We start from the raw sequence: 21,001 nt of genomic DNA, 5'->3' as shown, positions 1-21,001 counted from the left end.
GCTGAGCGCAGTCGAAGCGTGACAGTCCTGTTTTGATTAGAAACCCCTAGTGTCCACACACCCTAAAAAGTTGTCTATTCTGTCTGCTTGTGGTAGATTGGTTTACTCCCATAAGCGCGCACTACGGAAGCTAGTACAGAAGGGTACCGCTACCGTTTTCAGCTACAGCTCCGCCGACAGAATATGGATTATTTACAACTAGAGCCCGCCGCTTGGCGCCTTCGTTTTCCTAAAGAAATAGAGCGAGAATATGCCAAATACTACTACGTCGCCAATCTGAACACCATTAAAGTATCCTTAACGGCGGGCTTGTTTCTTTATGCCTCGTTTGGCTTGCTCGATGTTATTGCAATACCTAGTGCCACTTCTACGGCTTGGTTTTACCGGTTTTTGGTGGGCAGTCCGGCTATTCTAGCGGCTATCATTTTCTCTTATCTGGGTAGGCTGCGGGTCTATCTGCAATTGATAACCAGCTGCGCCTGCATCATCGTAGCCGCCACAGTTATTCGGGTCATCCACAAAGGCCAGCCTCTGGAGCTGGCGTATAATCATTACTACGTCGGCCTGATTATCATCATGATGTTTACGGGGGCGTGGGCAAGACTCCGGTTTTGGTACGGCTTGACAACCAATACCTTGATCTTCTTGGCGCACCTTGTTGTAGCACTGTTCGACAAGGACATGGTGCAGGACAGGCTCCTGCTTATCAACAACCACGTGTTTCTTCTATCGGCACATTTTGTAGCCTCCGCAACCTGCTACTTCTTCGAAGTGAACAGCCGGATTGATTTTTTGCAGCGCAAAACCATTGAAGCCGAGAAAAACACCTCGAACACGCAGCGGGAGATACTGGAACAGCAAGCCGAGCAGCTAGCCGAAGCCATAAGCTCCTTGGAGGCAACTCAGGCGCAACTCGTACAACGCGAAAAGATGGCCTCCTTAGGTGAGTTGACGGCCGGTATTGCCCACGAAATTCAAAACCCCTTGAACTTCGTCAACAACTTCTCGGAAGTAAGTGCCGAACTAGCAGCCGAGTTAGAAGCGGAGGTGAACCGGCCGGAACTAGATCGGGCTTTTCTGCTCAGCACCGCCGAAGACCTGCGCCAGAACCAGGAGCGGATCAAGCAGCACGGGCGCCGAGCTGCTACTATTGTGCGGGACATGCTCGCCCATGCCCGTACCAGCCAAGGAGAACCCACCCCCACCGACTTGAATGCGCTGGTCGAGGAAAGCCTGCGGTTGGCCTACCACAGTCTGCGGGCCAAAGCTCCGAACTTCAACGCCACGCTAGCCACGCAACTGGACCCGGCAGTGGGCTTAGTGGAAGTTGTGCCTCAAGAAATAGACCGGGTCTTTCTCAACTTGCTGACCAACGCTTTTTACGCTGTGTGGAAGAAAGCCGCAACCCAGGGCCCCGACTACAAGCCCAACGTGCAAGTGAGTACGCGCCGCTGTAAAAAGCAGGTGGAAGTGCGGGTGCGCGACAATGGAATGGGCGTTCCGGCGGCAATTCGGGAAAAGATATTTCAACCCTTCTTCACCACGAAGCCTACTGGCGAAGGCACTGGCTTAGGCTTGTCGTTGAGCTACGACATTGTAACGAAAGGCCACGGCGGCTCGCTCGCAGTAGTCTCGCAAGAAGGGCAATTCACCGAGTTTATTGTCACCCTTCCGCAAGTGTAGCAACCAGTGGTAGTCGTAGAGGAATATAACGCTGCGCAGTCATATGTAAGCTTGAGCACTAACTAGTTGAAGAACTTAAAGCAAGTGTTGCGCTTGGTGGTACAGCCACGTAAACAGCTCGATACCACCCCATACGACACCGCCAGCCAAGAGTAAGAACACAATAGCCACCACCGCAAATAGCCCTTTGCCGCTGCCCTGGTACTTGCCTTCGGCATAGTGCGCGCGCAGCAGGCGTACATTTTTGTCGTTGGCTTTATAGGCGAAATCGAAGATGTTGCCGATGATGGGAATGGCGCCAAAAATAGTGTCGAGCAGCACGTTGAGTGCCATGCGCACCACCAAGTTGCCGCTGGCGCCGTGGCGCATCATGGTCAGAATGAGAATGCCCGAGACGGCTAAGGAGGGGATGCCGCCTACCACGGGTATCAAACTCATGATGGGGTCGAGGCCGAAGCGCCAGGTGGTGCCAGGCACCCGGAACTGGCTATCCAGGAGACGAGAAATACTTTCCACCCAGCGCAGGCGGGCATCGGTATCGAAGGTGGGCTTGGGCGTTGACATGGTGGGGTAGTGGATTACGGGTGGCATGTGGCGGTTTCTTGTAGCCTCCCGCACAGAAACGTAGCGCGGGCACGGAGGTTGACCACTGCCTTCCTTCGGGCCGCGGCGCACGGTTCGTAATGCGGGGGCTAGCCAACCTCTGCGCCTGCGCTACGTTTTTGGACAGTAAACTTTAATACTTGTAATCAATGCAAACCCGCACGCTTGGCCATTCTGGCCTTACGGTTTCTGCCCTCGGCCTCGGCTGCATGGGCATGTCGGACTTCTACGGTCAGCCCGACGATACAGAAAGCATCCGCACCTTGCACCGGGCTACCGATTTAGGCATTACCTTCTTCGATACGGCTGATATGTATGGTCCCTTCAAAAACGAAGAACTGGTAGGCAAAGCCTTCCGCGACCGGCGCGACCAAGTGGTTATTGCCACCAAATTCGGCATTCTCCGCGACCCTGCTAACCCTGCGGTGCGCGGCATCAATGGGACGCCCGCCTACGTGCGGCAAGCCTGCGAAGCGAGCCTCAAGCGCCTCGGCACCGACCACATCGACTTGTATTACCAGCACCGCGTCGACCCCAACACGCCCATCGAGGAAACAGTGGGGGCCATGGCCGAGCTAGTGAAGGAAGGCAAGGTGCGGTATTTGGGTCTCTCCGAAGCTGCCGCGGGCACGTTGCGCCGTGCGGCCGCCGTTCATCCCATTGCCGCCTTGCAAAGCGAGTATTCGCTCTGGAGCCGTGACCCTGAAGATGGCGTGCTGCAAACCTGCCGCGAGCTAGGCATAGGCTTCGTGCCGTATTCGCCGCTAGGCCGCGGCTTTCTTACCGGCCAGATTCAGCGCTTCGAGGACCTGGCTCCCGACGACTACCGCCGCCACACGCCCCGCTTCCAGGGCGAAAACTTCCAAAAGAACCTCGACCTCGTAGCCCGCATCAAGGAGCTGGCTGCCCAAAAGAATTGCACACCCGGCCAACTTGCCTTGGCGTGGGTGCTAGCCCAAGGCAACGACGTTGTGCCCATTCCCGGCACGAAGCGGGTTTCTTACTTGGAAGAAAACCTGGGGGCCATCGACGTGCAGCTAAGCGCTGATGAACTCCAGCAGCTAGACGAAATAGCTCCAAAAAACATAGCCGCCGGCCAACGTTACCCCGAGCAGATGATGGGCAGCGTGAATGGGTAAGGAGTTGTGAAGCAGTGATTTGAAAGGAATGCTATTCCATTGAATGAAGGTGTTTCTCTGATAGAAACGAACCGTCTCAACGGTTGTCGTTTCTATCAGAGAAACACCTTCTCGCTTTATTCAAGGCAGATTGATTCTGATTATGGTTGCGAATGAAGGCGCCGATCAACTGCTTGAAGCTTTGCAACTTACCTTCTTATCGGTGGCAATAGATCGATGAGGCCGTCTTCGCTCACAACCACGGCTAAGCATGGGTAACGGCTGCTTTCCACATAGCGCAGAGCCGAGTTGTAACGCGAACCGCGGGAGGAGTCACCTTTCTCGGTGGCGAGGCCGTCGAGGATGGCGCCGATGGCATAGCAGTCGCCGTGGGGCTCGATAAGCACAGCACCGTCAATGTTGGTAACCAGACGCAAAACAGAAGGCGTCATCAGGCGAGGAACCACCCGAAAGCACTGGCGGGTGAGTCGAGCCGCTTCCTGAGCCGCGCCTTCCGACACCACCAGAATGGTGCCGTTGGGCTGGGAGGTAGCGCGTTGAGTGAGTTCCCAGAGATAATCAATGGCCACGTTGTCGAGGTAGGGGAACACACGCTGCACCGCCTGAGCGAAGTTGCTAGCATCGACGCGACCTTGGGGAGGCGGGGGGTGTTCGAAACCACCTTCATCATGAGCTGGTTGTCGTGGGTGAGTTCCCAGCTGTAGTGGCGAGTGAAATGTACCGTGAAAATCGGCTCGTAGGCTTGGTCGTCGGGGGCCACGAGGTAGCCAAGCCCGAACACGTCGGTGGCATCGGAAACTAAGGCGGTCCGGTCTTCACTCAGTTCCAATAATTTGCGTATGCGGCGGTGGTCGCGCAGCGGAATCGGACTTTCCAGCGTAAGCACCGACACGATGGCCGGGTGATGCCGACGCGCCACGAGCATGGTGCCCACACCTTCGTCGCCTTCGTGGCGAAGGGCTGCTACGCCGTTGCAGGCATCATAGAGGCCATGCGTGCCGGCGGCCACGCGCAGCATAAAGCTGCGACCTGCAGCGCGCAACACCTCGTTGTAGTCGCGGTCGAGTACGGGTCGGTCATCGTCGGTATCCGATTCGCGAAGGGCACGACTGCAGTCCTGCAAAAATTCCTGCACAGTGGCATTGACTAGCGACGTAGGACGATTGCCAGTGCTAAGCTCGGGCAGGGTATAATAGGCCTCGTAGGTTTCGCGGGACAGCTGTAGCACAATAACCACCAAATACCCATAGAGGCTGATGGGCACCGAACAGAAACTAATTCGGTTTTCGCCCTGAGTAGCACAAAGCTCGGTTAACGTCCGCTCGGTGGCTTGTTGCAGCAAAGCATACCAGCGCAACTTCTCGTACCGGTCGTGGTCGTCAGGGTGCAGGTGATACACCACGTCGCGCGGCCCATCTGGCTCCAGAGCCGCAGCTAAGGATTTGACGCCCGCAAAGTCGGCGGGAGTGTAGCGCAAAGTAGTGGGTTCTACCACCACTGCCTGTGGCTCGTCGGTTTCGCGGGCAGTAGCTAGCCCTAGCAAGAATACCTCGGGCTTCAGATTACGATCGAGCAGATTGAATATACCATCGGCAAACAACTGGGCCGAGACGCGAAACAGACTTTGGTGGTCCCACATAGAGGGGAGCTGGAAAATGGGCAAGGGCAGGGCGGAAAGAGGCGATGCGAGGGGCTATGTCGGGGAGTACGAAAAAATGCGTACGAAGATTAACTTTTTAGGCTAGGATAGGTGGGCAGTGCCCAATAGGGGCCGGATTAAAGTATTGGAACTGTCTTTTTAAGTTACTGTCTACCTCCAGCCGATGGGATTAACGAATAGGCAGCTAGCAGGGCTAATAGCGCCCTTCGGGAGTGCCCAACTTGCTTTCTCTTGCTTCTTGTTAGAGGAATAACTTACCCTCGCGAACACAAACCCTCTGTGTGTGAGGCTGAAAAAAATGGACGTGTTATAATTTCAAATAGTACCTTGTTTTGCAAGGTAGCTCGTGTATGTTTGTGCACCTAGTCGCCAGCACTGCTAGACACAACAAACCTTTCTTATCACTGATTTTATGTTACGCTCCTGGTTTTCGCAAACAACCTTGTTTATCTTTTTCTGCTGCCTTGGCTATGTTGCGCAGGCAGGTTCCGGCTTTGCCGACCTCAAACCAGGTCCGCATGGCGTAGGCTTCCGGGTTGTGCAGCAATACGATTACGCCCGTTCCTACAAGGATAAAACAGACTTAGTTACTGGCAAGCCGTATCTGGGCGAGCGGGCCCGGCCCGTGCAAACGCTGGTGTGGTACCCAGCCCGAAAGGTGGTAACTCCGTGCGGTACGCCGACTACATGCGCACGGAAGCCACCGATGAGGTATTCGAGCGAACCGAGGCGCATGTAGCAGCCTTTATGGCAGAAAAGCGGCGATGGGCAGCAACCAAAATTGGAGACAAACAAGCCCAGAACATGCTCGACCGGCGCATGTGGGCCGTGTCGAACGCCCCCGTCGCGCCCGGCAAGTTCCCGGTGGTTGTTTACGCGGCCGGTGGAGGCGGAGCCGCGCACGAAGCTGCTGACTTTTGCGAGTACCTGGCCAGCCACGGCTACGTGGTGCTGGCCAGCCGCAGCCTGGGCACCCGCACCTACTTTATTAACACCGATGCGGAAGGACTCGAATCGCAGGCGCGCGATATCCGCTTCTTGCTTTCTTATGCTTATACTTTGCCACAAGCCGACCTGGGCCATATCGCAGTGGCCGGTTGGAGCTGGGGCGGCCTGGCCAATACCTTGGCCGCCTCTCAAGACAGCCGCATTTCTGCCTTGGTCAGCTTCGACGGCACGCAGTACAGGGAGCTAACCAAGCCTGTTTCCCGCACTCGGCTCACTGTGCCCTGGTTGTACGTGCAGCGCCGCTCCGAATCGGTGCGGGAACTCAGCGCCAACAGCATGGAAACCTCATCCATTCTACTCAACGAGGCCAAGTACGCCGACCTGTACCACGTGGTCATGAACCCGATGGAGCACACCGATTTTTCCACCGTGGGCTTACGGATGGCCCAGCCCGAGCATTTCACCGAATACTCACGGGCTGAAGTGGAAGCGGCCTACCACTGGACCTGCCGCTACGCGCTCGAGTTCTTAAATACGTTTCTGAAGGGCGATGCGGCCGGCCGGAATTTTCTCGCCCGCACGCCCGTGCAGAACGGCGTGCCGGCCCACATGGCTCGGCTGGACCACGTGCCCGCACAGACCGACGTCGTGCCTACCCAGGCTGGCCTGGCAGCTGCGCTTGCCAAAGAAGGATTCGATCACGCCCCGCAAATTTACCGCCGCCTGCAGCAACAGGACTCCGCATTTACCCTTCAAGAAGGTATCATCAACACGTGGGGCTACCAGTTGATCCGCGACGCGCACGACCTACCTGCTGCCCTAGCCATCTTCCGCCTCGGCACAGAGCTTTATCCTAACAGCTTCAATCTCTTCGATAGCCTGGGCGAAGCCGATGAACTCAACCACGATACGGCCGCAGCCATCACGCACTACCGGCGCTCCTTGGAATTGAACCCTCAGAACAGCAACGCCCGCCAACGCCTGCAGGCACTGGGCGCCCCCGCGCCTAGTGCGCCGGCCAACTAAAACTAAAGCCTAGGCACAATTACTGCAGCCAGTCGGGCACGGTGATAGTAGCCAGTACGTTGTTCGTGTCGTAGGATTTATGCGCGTCTCGGTAGTTGATACCAACGCACTAACTTTTCTTGCTTTTTCAGGTTATTAATAGACATAAAATCTTGGCTCAGCTTGCAATAGGCGGCCAGAAAACCTACCTTAGAACGTATAGTTGCTGCTGCCATGCCTGTCTACCTACTCGTATCCGGATTTGGTTTTCTGTGCGCCTACTCGGTGCTGCCCCTGCTTACAGGCTACTGCGCAGCTAGCTACGGCCGTTCGTTTTGGTTTTGGTTTCTCCTAGGCTGGATTTTACCTATTCTCTCGTTCCTAGGGCTTTTCGCTTTGATTGCGCGCCAGCACCTCGACCGAGGTGAGCGGTTGCTGGCGGAAGCCAAAGAAATCCTGGCCGCCGCCGAAGCGGCGGAGGTTAAGCGCTAAACGAGGTACGACTGCACGCCTACGCAGCAGCGCAGCAAACCAATACTTCCATGCTCATGGAGCAGCCTTCCTAGTAGGTGGGCACAATCCCGCCTATCCAGGGTCCAAACAGCAAAGAGCAGTAGTTGCTGGCTGACTTGCTATGCATCAGTTTGCTACACTTTGTGCAGCGACGATGCCCGAACAATCAATTCAGGCTTGAGCACCAGCGGTGGCGGCGAATAGCTTGGGCCACGCTTGAGTAGCTGCAACAGCAGTTGAACGGCCGTTTCGCCCATCTGCTCCGCCCGCTGGTCCACCACCGTTAGGCGAGGCTGCGTCATATTAGTGAATGGCTCGTTGCTAAAGCACGCCACTGCTAAGTCTTGCGGTACGCGCACGCCACGCTCCTGAAGCAATTCGAGTGCACCAACCGTAGGAATGGCATAGGCCGCAAAAAAGGCATCGATGGAATTATCTATCGCCAGCAAATGCTCGATGGCCAGCCGACCGGCGTCGTGCGTGAGAGCCGGTAGGTCGTACACCCACTCTTCCTTAAGCGGAAGGCCATGAGCGCGCAGGGCTTCGGCGTAGCCCAAGTAGCGGTTGCGGCTAGTGTTGAGGTGCTGAGGCCCCGCCAAGTGAGCAATGCGCGTGCACCCCTGTTCAATTAAGTGAGTTACGGCCCGGTAGGCACCCTGAAAATCGTCGAGGACGACGGCGGAAGTGCCTGGCAGGTCCGCCATGCGGTCAAAGAACACGAGCGGAGTGCCTTGCTGCCGAACTTGCTCGAAGTGCTGCACTTCATCGTGAGTGGTAGCCGAGAGAGAAACCAGAATGCCCTCCACTTGAGCGGCCAATAACGTGTCGACGTTCTGCTGTTCGCGCCGTAATTCCTCGTTGGATTGGCACATCATTACGTTGAAGCCGGCCCGACTCGCAATTTTCTCGATGCCGTTCATGACGGCTGGGAAAAAGTAGCCCCGAATGTGGGGGACAATCACGCCCAATGTTTTGCTGTGGCCTTTGCGTAGGGCCGCCGCTAATTGGTTGGGGCGGTAGTGCAGTTCCTGAGCAAGTTTCCGTACCCGGTCTTTGGTTGCCTCGCTGATGCCCTCATGGTCGGCGAGGGCCCGCGATACGGTGGAAGGAGATATACCTAATTCCCGAGCTAAGTCGGCAATGGAAGTTCGTTTTGAATTGGCCATGTGGCAGACGAATTGATCAGTACGTGGGGGCTTGGTGTGCCAGAAGGACCGTTGTTTCTGACTCAGCAGCTGCGATGAACGGCGAAGTTCAACTCTTCGGCTAGACTTGTTACTTCTTTTAACGCAGCTTCTTGAATTTTCATCGGCGTGTTAGCCGCAGCTTAAGGTGGGAAAGCATCTGCTTCGCTTGCAACTATACAAGCCAGTGGAAGTTTCAACTCATCGGTGAAGTACAGCACATACTGGACAAAAACTTTCTGAATTACACCCGAAGCGCCGACTCAATCAGCTTTTCTATTTCAATCAGCGTTAGTAGCCTGCCGAAGATTATATACAACTCCTACAACAGCACAAGAAGTTAAGGTGATAGAAAAGTGGATAAATTGTCCACGGCACTTCTTCTGATGCAAGCAAATACGCACTTCTGAACGCAATTAGCAACTTCAACCCATGCCCCCTTTGCTGAAACCCATCCTATTTTCAGGCTTTTTGTGGGCGCTTAGTTCGCCACTGCATGCTCAACAATTGACGGAGAGCATCAAACTCAATCAGATAGGCTTTTACCCGGCTGCGCCCAAAGTGGCAATGGTAGTGGGCGCGCCGGCTGGTAAGTTTTACATCACCACCCCGACCGGACTAGCACCGTTTTCACTGGCGAGTTGGGCGCACAGCGGCACAACGAGTTTTCAAATCAGGATGTGCGAACGGCCGACTTTTCCGGTTTTGCCACCGCGGGTACGTACGTGCTTTCTGTACCTGCGCTCGGCTATTCTTATTCTTTTCAGATTCAGCCGCAGGTACACGCGCCGTTGGCAGCGGCGGCCCTGAAGAGCTACTATTATCAGCGGGCTTCCACGGCACTGCCGGCCACCTACGCAGGCGTGTGGAACCGCCCCATGGGCCACCCCGACGACCAAGTACTGGTGCACGCCTCGGCGGCTAGTAAGGAGCGGCCTGCTGGTACTATTATTTCTTCACCCCGTGGGTGGTATGATGCTGGCGACTACAACAAGTACATTGTTAATTCTGGCATCACACTTAGCACGCTGCTTTCACTGTACGAAGACTTTCCAGCATACGGCGCGCAGCTAAAAGCACAGATTCCAGAAAGCAGCAACGCCATTCCCGATATTCTCGACGAGTCGTTGTGGAATCTGCGGTGGATGCTCTCGATGCAGGACCCCCACGACGGAGGGGTGTACCACAAGCTCACTAACGCCAAATTCGATGGCATGGTGATGCCCACCGAATGCCGAACGCCTCGCTACGTAGTGCAGAAAAGCACGGCGGCGGCCCTCGACTTTGCGGCCGTACTGGCACAATCCAGCCGCATCTTCCGCCAGTTCGACCGCCAACTGCCGGGCCTAGCCGATTCCTGTTTGCGGGCTTCCACGCGGGCTTGGGAGTGGGCCAGCGCGCATCCGGCGGTGTATTACGAGCAAGAAGCGCTAAACAAGCAGTTCCAGCCTGCCATTGCCACCGGCACCTACGGCGACCGTGATGTGCAGGATGAGTGGAGCTGGGCCGCCACCGAGCTATACGCCACCACCAAACAAGACAAGTATTACCAAGCCATCAAGCTACTCCCCGAGGGGCAGTTGCCGTTACCGAGTTGGGGCCAAGTGCGGGCGCTTGGCTACTATACCTTGGCGCGGCTGGGCTCCACGCTTCCAGCGAAAGCCGGGAAGGACGTAGCTAAAGCAAAAAAGGAAATCCAAACCTTGGCCGATGCCCTGGCGGTCGGCACGGATACCCGCGCTTATCAAACGGTGATGGGCAAAACTGCCCGTGACTTCACGTGGGGCAGCAATTCTAACGCGGGCAACCAAGGCATTGCCCTGATTCAGGCTTATCAAATCAGCGGCAATCCCAAGTATTTGCAGTACGCCCTCACTAACCTAGATTACATGCTAGGCCGCAACGCGTTAGGTATTTCATTCGTGACGGGCTACGGAACCAAGACCCCGCAGCATCCGCATCACCGCCTCTCTGAAGGCGACAAAGTGCAAGCGCCGCTGCCGGGCTTCTTGGTTGGCGGCCCCAACCCTGGCCAGCAGGACAAGTGCCAGTACCCGTTCATTACTGCGGATATGGCCTATGCAGACGATGTTTGCTCGTACGCTTCCAACGAAATTGCCATCAACTGGAACGCGCCCCTCGTGTATTTGGCGGGCGCTTTAGAAGCTTTGCAGGGGAAGCTATAAGGCTAAAAAAAAGTCATCCTTCATTCGGCGGCTGCCAAATGAAGGATGACAAAGTATAGTAGCTAGGAAAGTGTAAGACGAACCGTACTACCTTGTTATCTGAGGGAGCAGGCTACTTATTGATAACCCGGACGCTGATGCGCCGATTTAAAGCACGGCCTTCCAGCGTGGTGTTGTCGGCGACGAAATACTTGGAGCCGTAGCCTTTATACTGCAACCGGCTAAAGGGTATTCCTTCTTTTACCAACGCCAAGGCGGCCGTTTTAGCCCGCTGCTCGCTGATTTGCAGGTTCTTCGCTGCGTCGCCAGTGCTGTCGGTATAGCCGCCTAGTTTCACCGTCGCTTTCGGGAAGGATTTGAGCACTTCCGCTACGTTGTGCAATTGCAGCTGCGACTCCGGCGTGAGCGTGGCCTTGCCCGCTTCGAAGTACACCCGATCGAAATTGATCCAGCCCTTTGTCCGGTTTACGGAATCAACCTGGAAGGCCGGGTCTGACAGGAAGGTGTACAAGCGGTTTTCGGTGGAATTGGCGCCTACTTTTTGCGTCGTGCCATTGGCCAAAGTCAAGATGATGGGTTGACCCGTATCGTAGATATAGGTGTCCCGGTCTTTGTCGTAAACTCCTTTTGTGGAGGCAGCAACAGCGGGGGTTCCTTCCGGCGGTGCGGTAGCAAAAGCCGCTGCGGTGCCAGGAATAGTTGTCAGCTGGTCGTGGCCGAAGTAGTAGCCCAAGCACACGGCCATTAAGAGCACCAGTGCCCACTGCCAGCGAAAGCTAGGAGCAGGGCTTGGGGCCGGGGCGTGCGTCTCGGGTTGAGGGGTGTACGTGGCTCCGCCCCCAATAGGATTCCAGATTCCTTGCTCAGCAGGAGCAGGCCGACGAGCCATGGCTGCTGGCCGGGAAGTTATGGAGGCGTTAAGCTGCGTGTCAGGACGGTCGCTGAATTCTGTTGGCCGCCGATTCATGTCGGGAAACAACGCCATGGCAATTTCTGCCTTCTGCGTTCTAAACCAGTTCATGAGCTCGGCTTGCGACAGTTCGTTTTCAGCGGCGTACTTTCCGAGCACGCTTAACACGGCCGCCGCTGCAATAAGCAACAACGACTGGCCTGCCGATGGCCGGATGCTGGATACAATAGAAATTCGGTTGATTAAGCCTTCATACCCTTCGCCCGCTAAGTTCTGCATCAAGCTGGCACCTTTGGCATACCAAGCAGTGGTTTCCAGATGAGGAAAGTGAGGAAATAGGTTGGCAGTGTACGCTTCACGGGCCAGATCGAGCAACATTTCCGGACCACCGGTTCTCTCGGCCCGCAGCATGAGGCTTTCTAATACCAGCGGAATAGCTTTTTCCAACGCCTTTTCTACCCCTTTCTCACTTTCGTCAACCGCCAGGCTTATATGATTGATGACTTTACTGGTAAAACAAAATTTTACTGCTTCTACAACATTAGTTTTCATTACTCCAAAGTTTTAAACTTTATGGCGGCTTTCGACTGGTGCAGTTGACTTAGCTGATACAAGCAGTTGCAGCAGCAGCGCACCTGTCAGCAGTAGGGAAAGTTTGATGACTGAAGCCCGCAGCGGCATAAAGGCACAAACGATAAGCACTTCGGGGTAAGGAGGAGTGCGTAGTTGTGGACATAGGCAAGAGTAGGCTAAGTAGAACAAACAATGGTTTAGAAAAATAGTAATAAATAATTGTATTATAATAGATGCAGGCTTGTTTTTATTAGTGCATTTTGTCTCCTGTTTTCTTGCAGCAGTCGAGTAATATTGAAATTGTTATAATATAAAATACGGTATAGATCAGCCTCCATAGGTAATTCAGTCTAGTAAGGGGCGGAGTAGTACATAACCAAGGCACTGTTGGGGACCACAGGCGCAGAAAGGCGTTGCTTGTAGCAAGTAAGAGAAGCCCTTTTAGGTCGTCCAAAAGTTGGTGCGCAGTCCACCATTTGAGGGCTTGGTTAGCTTAGCCACCGGATAACGCCGTGAGCTGCCCAGGCGCCGGTGCTAAAGCACCCCTGCAACAGATAGCCGCCGGTGGGAGCTTCCCAATCAAGCATTTCGCCTGCTAGAAAAGTACCTGGCCGGCGGTGTAGCATCAATTCCTCGGTTAGCTCCGTCCAGGCCACGCCACCCGCGCTGCTAATCGCCTCGTCGAGGGGGCGCAGGGCTCGGACGGGCAACGGCACATTGCGGAGCAAACGAGCGAATGCCTCGGGCGTAGCAACAAGTTCATTGGGTGCTACCTCACGCAGCAAGGTATAAACGGGCGGCCCAAGGCGTAGTGTCTGGCGTAGAAAGTCGGGCAGTGAGCGGCTAGACGGCAGCTTTTGCAGCTTAGCTACCAGCTGCCCGTCGCTGAGGTCGGGCTTTAGGTCGAGGTGAAGCAGTGCTGATGTACTGCTTGCAAGGGCAGCGCGCAGACACGCCGAAAGGGCGTACACCGGCGTGCCTTCCAGGCCATATTCGGTAAGGAGTAGTTCTCCCCGAACTCGTTGGGTGCCGCAGTGCAAGGCAATATTCTTGAGCGGTGCGCGCCCCACTTTCGTTTGGAAAAAGGGCGACCAAGCTACCTCCACTCCGCAATTGCTCGGCGCAAATGGCACACTTTGCACCCCAATCTGCTCGAACGCCGCCACCCAGCGGCCGTCTGAACCAGTTTTACTCCAACTCGCGCCACCTAGGGCCAGCACGGTGGCATCAGGAAACAAGTCGAAGTCACGGCCGGTCGTGTCGTCGCGCAGGTGCAAGCCATTGGTGCCTGCAAAGCCTAACCACCGGTGTCGAGTATGCACGGCCACGCCAAGGTCGTGCAGGCGACTTACCCAAGCTCGGAGCACGTCGGCTGGCTTGTGAACTTTAAGGGGGAATATGCGGCCGCTGGTTCCCACAAACGTGTCGATGCCCAGGCTACTGGCCCACTGGCGCAAATCGGTGGGGGAGAAGTGCCGGAGGAAACCACTGAATTCGGGCTGCTTGTGGCCGTAGCGACTTTCGAAAGCGGAAGTGTCTTCGGCATTGGTGAGGTTGAAGCCGCCGTGACCTGCCACCAGAAACTTGCGTCCTACGGTAGCTTGCGCCTCGTACACCGCCACCCGATGGCCGGCCTCGGCCAGGCGCTGCGCCGCCAGCAAACCGGCCGGACCGCCCCCAATAACCGCAACAAAAGAAGACAACGCCATCAATTCAACTAATCAGCCCCAGATGTAAAGAGGCTGCAAAATACGGTAAAGCAACGGGTTGCTTTGGTGTTTCGGGGGCAGGGCCCTGCTTGCTAGTAGAAGCAGTTCGCCCACTATAGGATAGGCTACACAAGCGCCAAAGCTCGCCGAGGAGTAGGGACTTAACACAAGAATACGGCGCAGCTAGAGTTGTGGCCGTACAAAGGGCTGTTCATCAAGCTGGCAAGTGCTGGTTGCTCCTGAAGTATGGGTTCCTACTCTATTTTGATTGGGCTAAGTGTGGCCGTCATTCTTTCCTACTTGTTTGATGTAGTAGCGCGTGCCACCCGGGTGCCCTCGGTGCTGATGTTGCTGCTTACCGGCATCGCCCTGCGCCAAGCCGCCGACTATTTCAATTTCACTCCTAATATCCCGACGGTGGTGCTGGAAATCTTTGGCATCATTGGCTTGATTATGATCGTGCTGGAAGGAGCCCTCGATTTAAAGCTTACTCGGGACAAAGCCCCCTTATCCGGCGCTCCTTTCTGGCTGCTGCGTTTATGTTGGTCGTGCAGGCCGTGGCTATTGCGCTGTTGTTGCAGGCTTACATAGGCGCTTCGTTTCAAAGCTGCCTCGTTAATGCCGTGCCGCTGTCCGTCATTAGCTCGGCCATTGCCATTCCAAGCGTAGCCAATTTAATGGGGGAGAAGCAGGAGTTTATCGTGTACGAAAGCACGTTCTCGGATATTCTAGGCATCATGCTTTTCAACTTCGCCTTGCAAGACAACTTTGCGCAGGGTATATCAGTGGTTACTTTTTCGGTGGATGTGGTGGCGGTGGTAGTGGTTGCCATTCTTAGCACGGCGGCTTTGGCGTTTCTACTAGGGCGCATTCGGCTGCACGTCAAGTTCTTTCTGATTCTGGCCTTCCTGATTCTGCTCTACAGCTTGGCCAAGCAGTTTCACCTTTCGTCGCTGGTACTGGTGCTGGTATTTGGGCTGGCCGTCAACAACGCCGATCTGATACTGCGCGGCCCGCGCTTGCACCGCTGGCTGCACCCCGAGCAATTGGCTGCCGAATTGCATCCTCTCAAAAGCATCACTGCCGAGTCGGCCTTTCTGATTCGAACGTTTTTCTTTCTGCTGTTTGGATTCAGTATCACCCTGGGTAGCTTACTCAGTGGGTCCTTGCTGTTGCAGGGGCTCCTGATTGTGGCCGTACTCACGGCTATTCGCTACGTGTACCTACGCTACATTGCCCGCACCGACCTAGTGCCGGAGCTCTTTATTGCACCCAAAGGACTTATTACGGTGCTGCTCTACTACAGCATTCCCGTTAAGCACCACATCGGCGAAGTAGGCGAAAACATCCTTTTCGTTGTGATTCTGCTTACTGGTCTGCTTATGATGGTTGGCTTGCAGCTCGCCAAGCGCGAGCCGGAAATAGGAGAGTTCTAAGTGAATTAATCACCGCAGTTCTACTCTGTTTCCTTAAGAAGCTGTTTGCGGTAGCCGGCCAAGATGGTGGACTTCAGCAGGAAGCCCACGTAATGCCCGTGGTCGACGACGGGCAGGGCCGGGACGCCGAGTTGCTCCATGCAGCGCAAAGTATCGAGCAGCGAGTCGTCGGGATTGACGGTGGCGGGCGGGTCGGTCATCAGGTCGCGCACGCGGGTAGTGCTGTAGTGGGCGTCGTCGAAAAGGGCGTCGCGCACGGTGTCGAGGGTGACAACGCCTACTAGCTGATTGTCTTGGTCAACTACCGGGAATATACTGCGACTGGCGTGGCGGAAGGTTTTCACCAGGTCGCCGAGCGTATCCTCGGGGTGCACGGCCACAAAATCGGTTTGGGTGAGGTGCGGCACGTCCATTTGCGCCAGCAGCCCCCGGTCACGGTCTTTGTGAACATATACGCCACGCTGCACCAGCTTGCGCGTGTACACGGAGTAGGGCTCGAAGTAGCGGGTAATCACATAAGAACTGCTCGTAACCACCATCAGGGGCACGAACAGCGCATATCCACCCGTAATTTCGGCGATAAGGAAGATGGCCGTTAGGGGTGCGTGCACCACACCGGCCAGCACCCCCGCCATGCCCAGCACGATGAAGTGTACTTCCGATACGGTAGTCAGGCCGCTCATATTGATGAGGCGTCCGAATACAAACCCAAGCAATGCTCCCGCAAACAGCGAAGAACCGAACATCCCCCGTTGCCGCCAGCTCCTACTGTGATGGTAGTAGCAAACACTTTAAGCAGCATACTCGCGGTGGCTACGGCCAACAAAATCCACACGTTTTCGTCACGGTACACCGCGAAAATAGAGCCGTTAACCAGTTCTTGCCCTCGCCCGGCCAACAACAGTTGTACGATGTTGTAGCCTTCGCCATAGAGCGGCGGAAACAAAAAAACCAGTATCCCAAGGGCAAGGCCACCAAGCAGCACCTTGCGGAAAGCTCCAGGCCACCGCTCGAAAAATCTATCGGCAGCGAAGTAAACCCGAATCATATACACCGAAAGCATGGCCGTGCACAACCCCATCATAATATAGAACGGGATGGCATCGACCGGCCAACTGGTGGTGATGAGCACAAAAGGCTGCCCAGCAAACAGCGCCTTGGACACCACCGTAGCGGTGGCTGCCGAAATCAACAGGGGAATAAAGAACGGGGCCGATAACTCGCCAAGCACCACTTCCACAGCAAACAGCACGCCCGCAATAGGCGAGTTGAAGATGGCCGCCACGCCCGCCGCCGCGCCGCAGCCTACGAGCAAGCGCCGCTCCCGGGGACCTACCCGCAGCAGCCGGGCCAGGTTAGAACCCTGCGCCGCGCCCGTAACGGAAATAGGCGCCTCCAAACCTGCCGAACCTCCAAACGAAACGGTGATAAACGAGGTAACGACCTGCGAGTACAGCTTGCTGCGCGGCACAATGCTGCCCTGCCGCGCGATATTGTAGATGATAGGCCCAACCCCCGGCTAAGATTGCCGCCGAGAAAATAACGGGTAAACAGAACCGACAGCGCAATGCCAATAATGGGGTACAAAAAAAACGCAAAAACTCGCTTTTCCTCGGGCACCCACGAGTACAGAAGTTCTTGAGAGCGGTGTACCGAGCTCTTCAGGATCACCGCTGTTAGGCCGGCCATCAACCCTACCAGCACGCTCACCAGGATTAGGTATACCCGATTGTTGATGTGGCGTAAGCGCCAGAGTAGCAACGGACTGAGAAGCCGGTGAACGAGATTTTTGCGCATAGCCGCGAGGCAATAATGAAAACGGCCGGGCAAAGCCGTAGGCGAGTCTAAGCTCTCTTACTGCATGTTACTAAAAAACGCCCTGAAGTAACGGGTTTAAGGCGCAAAAATCTTGCCTGCTTATTGCGCAAGGGTAGGCGGGGCATAGCCTTTGTCGAGCAATAAGTTCTTCACTTTTTGCATTACCTCGCTCTTGGTTTCGAGAGCACCTCGACGGTATTCCTCGGAAGAAGACCAGAAGTACAGGCGCACATCCGCCGTAGTATCCGTCGATTTTTCGAGCACCAGGTAGGGCGCCCGCGGGCTGTCGTGGTGCAAATCGGGAAGACCGTTCAGAAACGTTAGGATCAGGTCCCGCACCTGCTCATAGGTGCCCTCAGGGCCGTAATTAACCGAGATAAGGAAGTCTTGTCGCAAGTCACCGTTGCGGGTGAAGTTGATAAGCGGTTCCTTGAGCACGATGGAGTTGGGCAGGAAGACGTGCTTGCCATCGAAGGTGCGAATAACAGTGGTGCGCAGATTAAGCGCTTCCACATGGCCCGTTTGGTCCCGGATCTGCACCGTGTCGTTGAGGTGGAAAGGACGATTGAAGGCTAGGATCATACCAGCCAGAAAGTTTTCCGCAATGTCTTTGAAAGCGAAGCCCACCACAAAAGCCGATAGCCCGGCTGCGCTCAACATGCCGGTCACTACCCCCGAAAGCCCAATAACTTGCATGGCGAGCAGTAGCCCGAGCAGCCACAGCGCCCAGCGGCTGATGCCCGTGAGAAAATCGGCCAGGAGCGGGTCGTGGGCGCGGCTGCGCAGGCGAGTGCCCAGCACGCGGCTGAGGCGGTTGGCAATAGTGATGGCAACAGCAAGCAGAACCAGGGCCAGCAACAGCTTAGGAAGTACAAACAGAAACTGTTGCCAGTACGTGGACAGTACGCGGTGCAAATCGTGGAGCATGAAAACAGAGTACGGTAAAACCAACAGCCCGCGGCAGGTAGCCAGCGGGGCAGAAAAGCGTTTTACGCTGAAAACAAGCCAATAGGTTCAGCTTGGTTAAGCAGGCCGCTTGGGTATCTGCCCGAAATGAACCCTACTGCTAGTTGCTAGTTGCTGGTTGCTAATGCTAGGCGGGTTGGTTCAGCCAGCGCCAGAATAGCAGGCCTCCCACCGCGTAAGCGGCCACATCGAATGGGTCGCCGGTGGCAGTGCGAGAAAAATAAGGCAGGATGCCTTCAAACCAAATGGAAATCGTCAGCCACGTGGCCACCACCCAGGACAAAGGCAGCACGAAAACAGGGGTTCGGAAGTAGAAACGGCGCATAATCCAGCGAAGCAAGGTTAGCTCCAGCGGCAAGGTCAACACGTCGGCCAGGTAGGAGGCAAGCAAGGTAGGCCAGTAGGGTAGCGGCCCCACGCCGCGCTTGTGCATACTGGCAAGCAGGTACAATATTGCTCCAAGCAAGAACAGTGGCTGGCGCAACTCATAGGCCCCTCTTCTCATCCAGCCAGCAAGGCAATAAACCACAGCAGAAACGAAACCATGGCGCCGAAAGCCAACTGCCCACCCCGAATAATGTGCTTGAAAAAGCGCAGGGTAGGGCCATCGGTGGGCTTGATTTCAATGCGCATGAAAGATGGCAACGGCTCGTTGGCCAGAATCTCACGCTCCTGTTCGCTCCGCATGCGAGGGGCATCCAAGTACAATCCGCACCGCTCACACCGGTCATCGGCCCGCTGCTGCCAACGACTCCAGAACCCGCAATGCGGGCATTTTTTGGTGGCAGTAAGCGGCTGTTGTTCCATAAGACAAAAATAAGGCGTAGGACCGTGTGGCGAGCGGAAAAGTTATGGTTGAGTGATAACCGGAAAGGTCAGTGTACAACTTCCCCGCAGATGGTGCTACTTTGCTACTAGCTTGGAATCCGGCTGGCCGCCGGATGTTTAGAAGTATTGTTGCGAAACCACCTCCCACTCACTGCGTTTCGCTGCAACAGCCGCTCTAGCAATAAATAACTCATGGCAACTCGTCGGGCATCTATTACGGATTTAGCCAAACAGCTAAACTTGTCTCCCTCCACTATCTCCCGCGCCCTCTCCGATCATGAAGACGTCAGCCAGGCAACCAAAGACCGGGTGCGGCAACTGGCCACTGCCCTCAACTACCAGCCCAACCAACTAGCAGCGGGCTTGCGCAAAGGGCGCAGCAAGATGCTTGGCGTGCTGGTGCCGCACATCACCGGCAACTTTTTTCCGCAAGTGGTGCACGGCATTGCTACCGAGGCCAATCTGTCGGGCTACAACGTGATGATCTTCCAATCAAACGAAGACGAGCAACAGGAAAGAAAGAACATCGAGCTGTTGATGAATGCCCAGGTAGAGGGAATTTTGGTGTCGTTGGCTAACAGTACCCATAACTTCGAGCACTTCGAAATGGTGCAAGACAACACCCTGCCCCTGGTTTTTTTCGACCGGATAGTGGAAGGCATTGCAGGAGCCAGCGTAGGCGCGGTAGTGATTGACGACTACCAGGGTGCTTACGAGGTGGTCACGCATCTGGCGGCCCAGGGATGCACCCGCATTGCGCACTTCACGGGCCCCCTGCACCTAAATATTTATCGCAACCGCCACCAAGGCTACCTCGATGCCTTGCAGGCGCACGGATTGCCTGCCGAGGAAGAGCTAACCGTTTTCTGCGAAATGACTTTGGCAGGCGGCACCGAGGGCATGCGGCAACTGCTGGCAAGGCCTCAGCGGCCGGATGCCGTGTTTTCGTCTATTGACGTGGCCGCGGTAGGGGCGATGCAGGTCCTCAAAAAAGCCGGCATCCGGGTGCCCCAGGATATTGCGCTGGCCGGTTTCAGCAACGAGCAGTTCACCGCCTTCACCGACCCTAGTATTACGAGCGTCGACCAGAACTGCGAACTGATGGGCCGAACGGCCGTGCAGATGCTGCTCGACATGGTGACCGACAATCCGGAGCGGCCTGCCTCCCCGCATAACATCGTGCTCAAGCCCAAGTTGTTGATTCGCGAATCGTCGTTGCGCAAACCAAAGGCAGGGGCTTTTTAAAGGAGTTGTTCTACAGCTACTTGCGCTTGTCGGTATGCCTAGCATCCGCTTGTGTTAATTAGTAGCCTAGCTAGTTAATTGGGCACAAGCGAATGCTACTGCTTACAACTCCATAATATCCTCGTTCCAGAGCGTGGGCTCGGCTTCGATGAATTCCTGCATCATATCCACGCATTCGTCTAAGTCAAGAATAACGACTTCGACGCCGTGGCTCTCCAAAAACTCCTTGGACTCGCCGAAGGTGCGAGCCTCACCGACTATTACTTTCGGAATTTTGAACTGCACGATGGTGCCAGCGCACATAAAGCACGGCATGAGGGTGGTATAGAGCACTGTGTCACGGTAGGTGCGCTGCCGGCCGGCGTTGCGGAGGGCGTCCATTTCGCCGTGGGCAATGGGGTCGAGTTCCTGCACCCGTTTGTTGTGCCCCCGGCTCACGATTTCGCCGTTACGCATTAGCACCGAGCCAATTGGAATACCGCCTTCTTTGCGTCCTTGCCGCGCCTCATCGATGGCGGCTTGCATGAATTCGTCCATGTGTTTGGATTGCTTACTAGTTGGGTGGTTCACTTACTTGATCGGGCAAAGGTCACCA

At 55.6% G+C, this 21,001-nt stretch carries 20 protein-coding genes and 2 pseudogenes; 10 read left to right on the top strand and 12 right to left on the bottom strand.

What is annotated here, in order from left to right:
• The first annotated feature begins 183 nt into the window (after window positions 1-183).
• Window positions 184-1,683 (top strand): sensor histidine kinase, encoded by a 1,500-nt coding sequence (locus tag MUN86_RS13255; RefSeq protein ID WP_245118415.1) that lies wholly within the window; start codon window positions 184-186, stop codon window positions 1,681-1,683.
• A gap of 75 nt (window positions 1,684-1,758) precedes the next feature.
• Here the strand turns inward: MUN86_RS13255 and MUN86_RS13250 are convergent, their stop codons facing one another.
• Window positions 1,759-2,247, bottom strand: coding sequence for a DUF4112 domain-containing protein (locus MUN86_RS13250; protein ID WP_245118414.1), 489 nt, complete (start codon window positions 2,245-2,247; stop codon window positions 1,759-1,761).
• Window positions 2,248-2,435: 188 nt separating this feature from the next.
• Between MUN86_RS13250 and MUN86_RS13245 the strand changes: the two genes are divergently transcribed.
• Complete coding sequence (locus MUN86_RS13245; protein ID WP_245118413.1) at window positions 2,436-3,425, top strand: aldo/keto reductase; 990 nt, start codon at window positions 2,436-2,438, stop codon at window positions 3,423-3,425.
• Window positions 3,426-3,613: 188 nt separating this feature from the next.
• Here the strand turns inward: MUN86_RS13245 and MUN86_RS13240 are convergent, their stop codons facing one another.
• Both MUN86_RS13240 and MUN86_RS13235 read right to left on the bottom strand, forming a co-directional pair.
• The gene (locus MUN86_RS13240; protein ID WP_245125734.1) at window positions 3,614-3,925 is read right to left on the bottom strand and encodes a diadenylate cyclase; all 312 of its coding nucleotides are present in this window, start codon (window positions 3,923-3,925) and stop codon (window positions 3,614-3,616) included.
• Complete coding sequence (locus tag MUN86_RS13235) at window positions 3,856-5,088, bottom strand: hypothetical protein (RefSeq protein WP_245118412.1); 1,233 nt, start codon at window positions 5,086-5,088, stop codon at window positions 3,856-3,858. Before MUN86_RS13235 ends, MUN86_RS13240 begins: the two co-directional genes overlap by 70 nt.
• Window positions 5,089-5,497: 409 nt before the next feature.
• On the opposite strand from MUN86_RS13235, the gene MUN86_RS13230 reads away from it, so the two are divergent.
• The 3 genes from MUN86_RS13230 to MUN86_RS13220 all read left to right on the top strand — a co-directional run bounded on the left by MUN86_RS13230 (window position 5,498) and on the right by MUN86_RS13220 (window position 7,530).
• The gene (locus MUN86_RS13230; RefSeq protein ID WP_245118411.1) at window positions 5,498-5,824 is read left to right on the top strand and encodes a hypothetical protein; all 327 of its coding nucleotides are present in this window, start codon (window positions 5,498-5,500) and stop codon (window positions 5,822-5,824) included.
• Entirely contained in the window at window positions 5,755-7,059 is a 1,305-nt protein-coding gene (locus MUN86_RS13225; RefSeq protein WP_245118409.1) for a dienelactone hydrolase family protein, read from the top strand. The genes MUN86_RS13230 and MUN86_RS13225 overlap by 70 nt, the downstream gene beginning before the upstream one ends.
• Before the next feature lie 213 nt (window positions 7,060-7,272).
• Window positions 7,273-7,530 (top strand): hypothetical protein, encoded by a 258-nt coding sequence (locus MUN86_RS13220; RefSeq protein WP_245118405.1) that lies wholly within the window; start codon window positions 7,273-7,275, stop codon window positions 7,528-7,530.
• Window positions 7,531-7,685: 155 nt separating this feature from the next.
• Here MUN86_RS13220 and MUN86_RS13215 read toward each other — a convergent pair whose 3' ends face one another.
• A complete protein-coding gene (locus MUN86_RS13215; protein ID WP_245118404.1) occupies window positions 7,686-8,717 on the bottom strand; it encodes a LacI family DNA-binding transcriptional regulator in 1,032 nt (343 codons plus the stop codon).
• 450 nt (window positions 8,718-9,167) lie between these two features.
• On the opposite strand from MUN86_RS13215, the pseudogene MUN86_RS31790 reads away from it, so the two are divergent.
• Together MUN86_RS31790 and MUN86_RS13210 are read left to right on the top strand one after the other, a co-directional pair.
• Window positions 9,168-9,287, top strand: a pseudogene (locus MUN86_RS31790) (hypothetical protein); the annotation flags it as partial.
• An 89-nt stretch (window positions 9,288-9,376) separates the two neighbouring features.
• Window positions 9,377-10,921: a glycoside hydrolase family 9 protein gene (locus MUN86_RS13210; RefSeq protein WP_311181702.1), complete on the top strand. Its 1,545-nt coding sequence runs from the start codon at window positions 9,377-9,379 to the stop codon at window positions 10,919-10,921.
• Window positions 10,922-11,033: 112 nt separating this feature from the next.
• Here MUN86_RS13210 and MUN86_RS13205 read toward each other — a convergent pair whose 3' ends face one another.
• On the bottom strand, window positions 11,034-12,383 hold the full coding sequence (locus tag MUN86_RS13205) for an OmpA family protein (RefSeq protein WP_245118403.1): 1,350 nt from the start codon (window positions 12,381-12,383) through the stop codon (window positions 11,034-11,036).
• 509 nt (window positions 12,384-12,892) lie between these two features.
• Window positions 12,893-14,113, bottom strand: a complete 1,221-nt coding sequence (locus MUN86_RS13200) for a TIGR03862 family flavoprotein (RefSeq protein WP_245118402.1) — start codon at window positions 14,111-14,113, stop codon at window positions 12,893-12,895.
• A gap of 246 nt (window positions 14,114-14,359) precedes the next feature.
• Between MUN86_RS13200 and MUN86_RS13195 the strand changes: the two genes are divergently transcribed.
• Window positions 14,360-14,704 (top strand): hypothetical protein, encoded by a 345-nt coding sequence (locus MUN86_RS13195; protein WP_245118401.1) that lies wholly within the window; start codon window positions 14,360-14,362, stop codon window positions 14,702-14,704.
• A complete protein-coding gene (locus MUN86_RS13190) occupies window positions 14,653-15,549 on the top strand; it encodes a cation:proton antiporter (RefSeq protein ID WP_245118400.1) in 897 nt (298 codons plus the stop codon). The genes MUN86_RS13195 and MUN86_RS13190 overlap by 52 nt, the downstream gene beginning before the upstream one ends.
• Window positions 15,550-15,569: 20 nt before the next feature.
• On the opposite strand, the gene MUN86_RS13185 is transcribed toward MUN86_RS13190, so the two are convergent.
• The 5 genes and pseudogenes from MUN86_RS13185 to MUN86_RS13165 all read right to left on the bottom strand — a co-directional run bounded on the left by MUN86_RS13185 (window position 15,570) and on the right by MUN86_RS13165 (window position 19,140).
• Window positions 15,570-15,749, bottom strand: a complete 180-nt coding sequence (locus MUN86_RS13185) for a CBS domain-containing protein (protein WP_245125732.1) — start codon at window positions 15,747-15,749, stop codon at window positions 15,570-15,572.
• A 51-nt stretch (window positions 15,750-15,800) separates the two neighbouring features.
• Window positions 15,801-17,020, bottom strand: a pseudogene (locus MUN86_RS13180) (chloride channel protein); the annotation flags it as partial.
• Between the two features lie 446 nt (window positions 17,021-17,466).
• Entirely contained in the window at window positions 17,467-18,294 is an 828-nt protein-coding gene (locus MUN86_RS13175) for a mechanosensitive ion channel family protein (protein WP_245118399.1), read from the bottom strand.
• Between the two features lie 166 nt (window positions 18,295-18,460).
• Window positions 18,461-18,766 carry a hypothetical protein gene (locus MUN86_RS13170; RefSeq protein WP_245118398.1) on the bottom strand — a complete coding sequence of 102 codons (306 nt, stop codon included), beginning with the start codon at window positions 18,764-18,766 and terminating at the stop codon, window positions 18,461-18,463.
• Window positions 18,767-18,834: 68 nt separating this feature from the next.
• Window positions 18,835-19,140, bottom strand: a complete 306-nt coding sequence (locus MUN86_RS13165; RefSeq protein WP_245118397.1) for a hypothetical protein — start codon at window positions 19,138-19,140, stop codon at window positions 18,835-18,837.
• Between the two features lie 213 nt (window positions 19,141-19,353).
• Between MUN86_RS13165 and MUN86_RS13160 the strand changes: the two genes are divergently transcribed.
• Window positions 19,354-20,406 (top strand): LacI family DNA-binding transcriptional regulator, encoded by a 1,053-nt coding sequence (locus tag MUN86_RS13160; protein ID WP_245118396.1) that lies wholly within the window; start codon window positions 19,354-19,356, stop codon window positions 20,404-20,406.
• Window positions 20,407-20,508: 102 nt separating this feature from the next.
• Here the strand turns inward: MUN86_RS13160 and MUN86_RS13155 are convergent, their stop codons facing one another.
• A complete protein-coding gene (locus MUN86_RS13155; RefSeq protein ID WP_245118395.1) occupies window positions 20,509-20,943 on the bottom strand; it encodes a nucleoside deaminase in 435 nt (144 codons plus the stop codon).
• Window positions 20,944-21,001 lie beyond the last annotated feature (58 nt).

The organism is Hymenobacter volaticus (assembly GCF_022921055.1).
Lineage (GTDB): Bacteria > Bacteroidota > Bacteroidia > Cytophagales > Hymenobacteraceae > Hymenobacter > Hymenobacter volaticus.
This window is presented reverse-complemented; position numbering and strand designations above follow the sequence as displayed.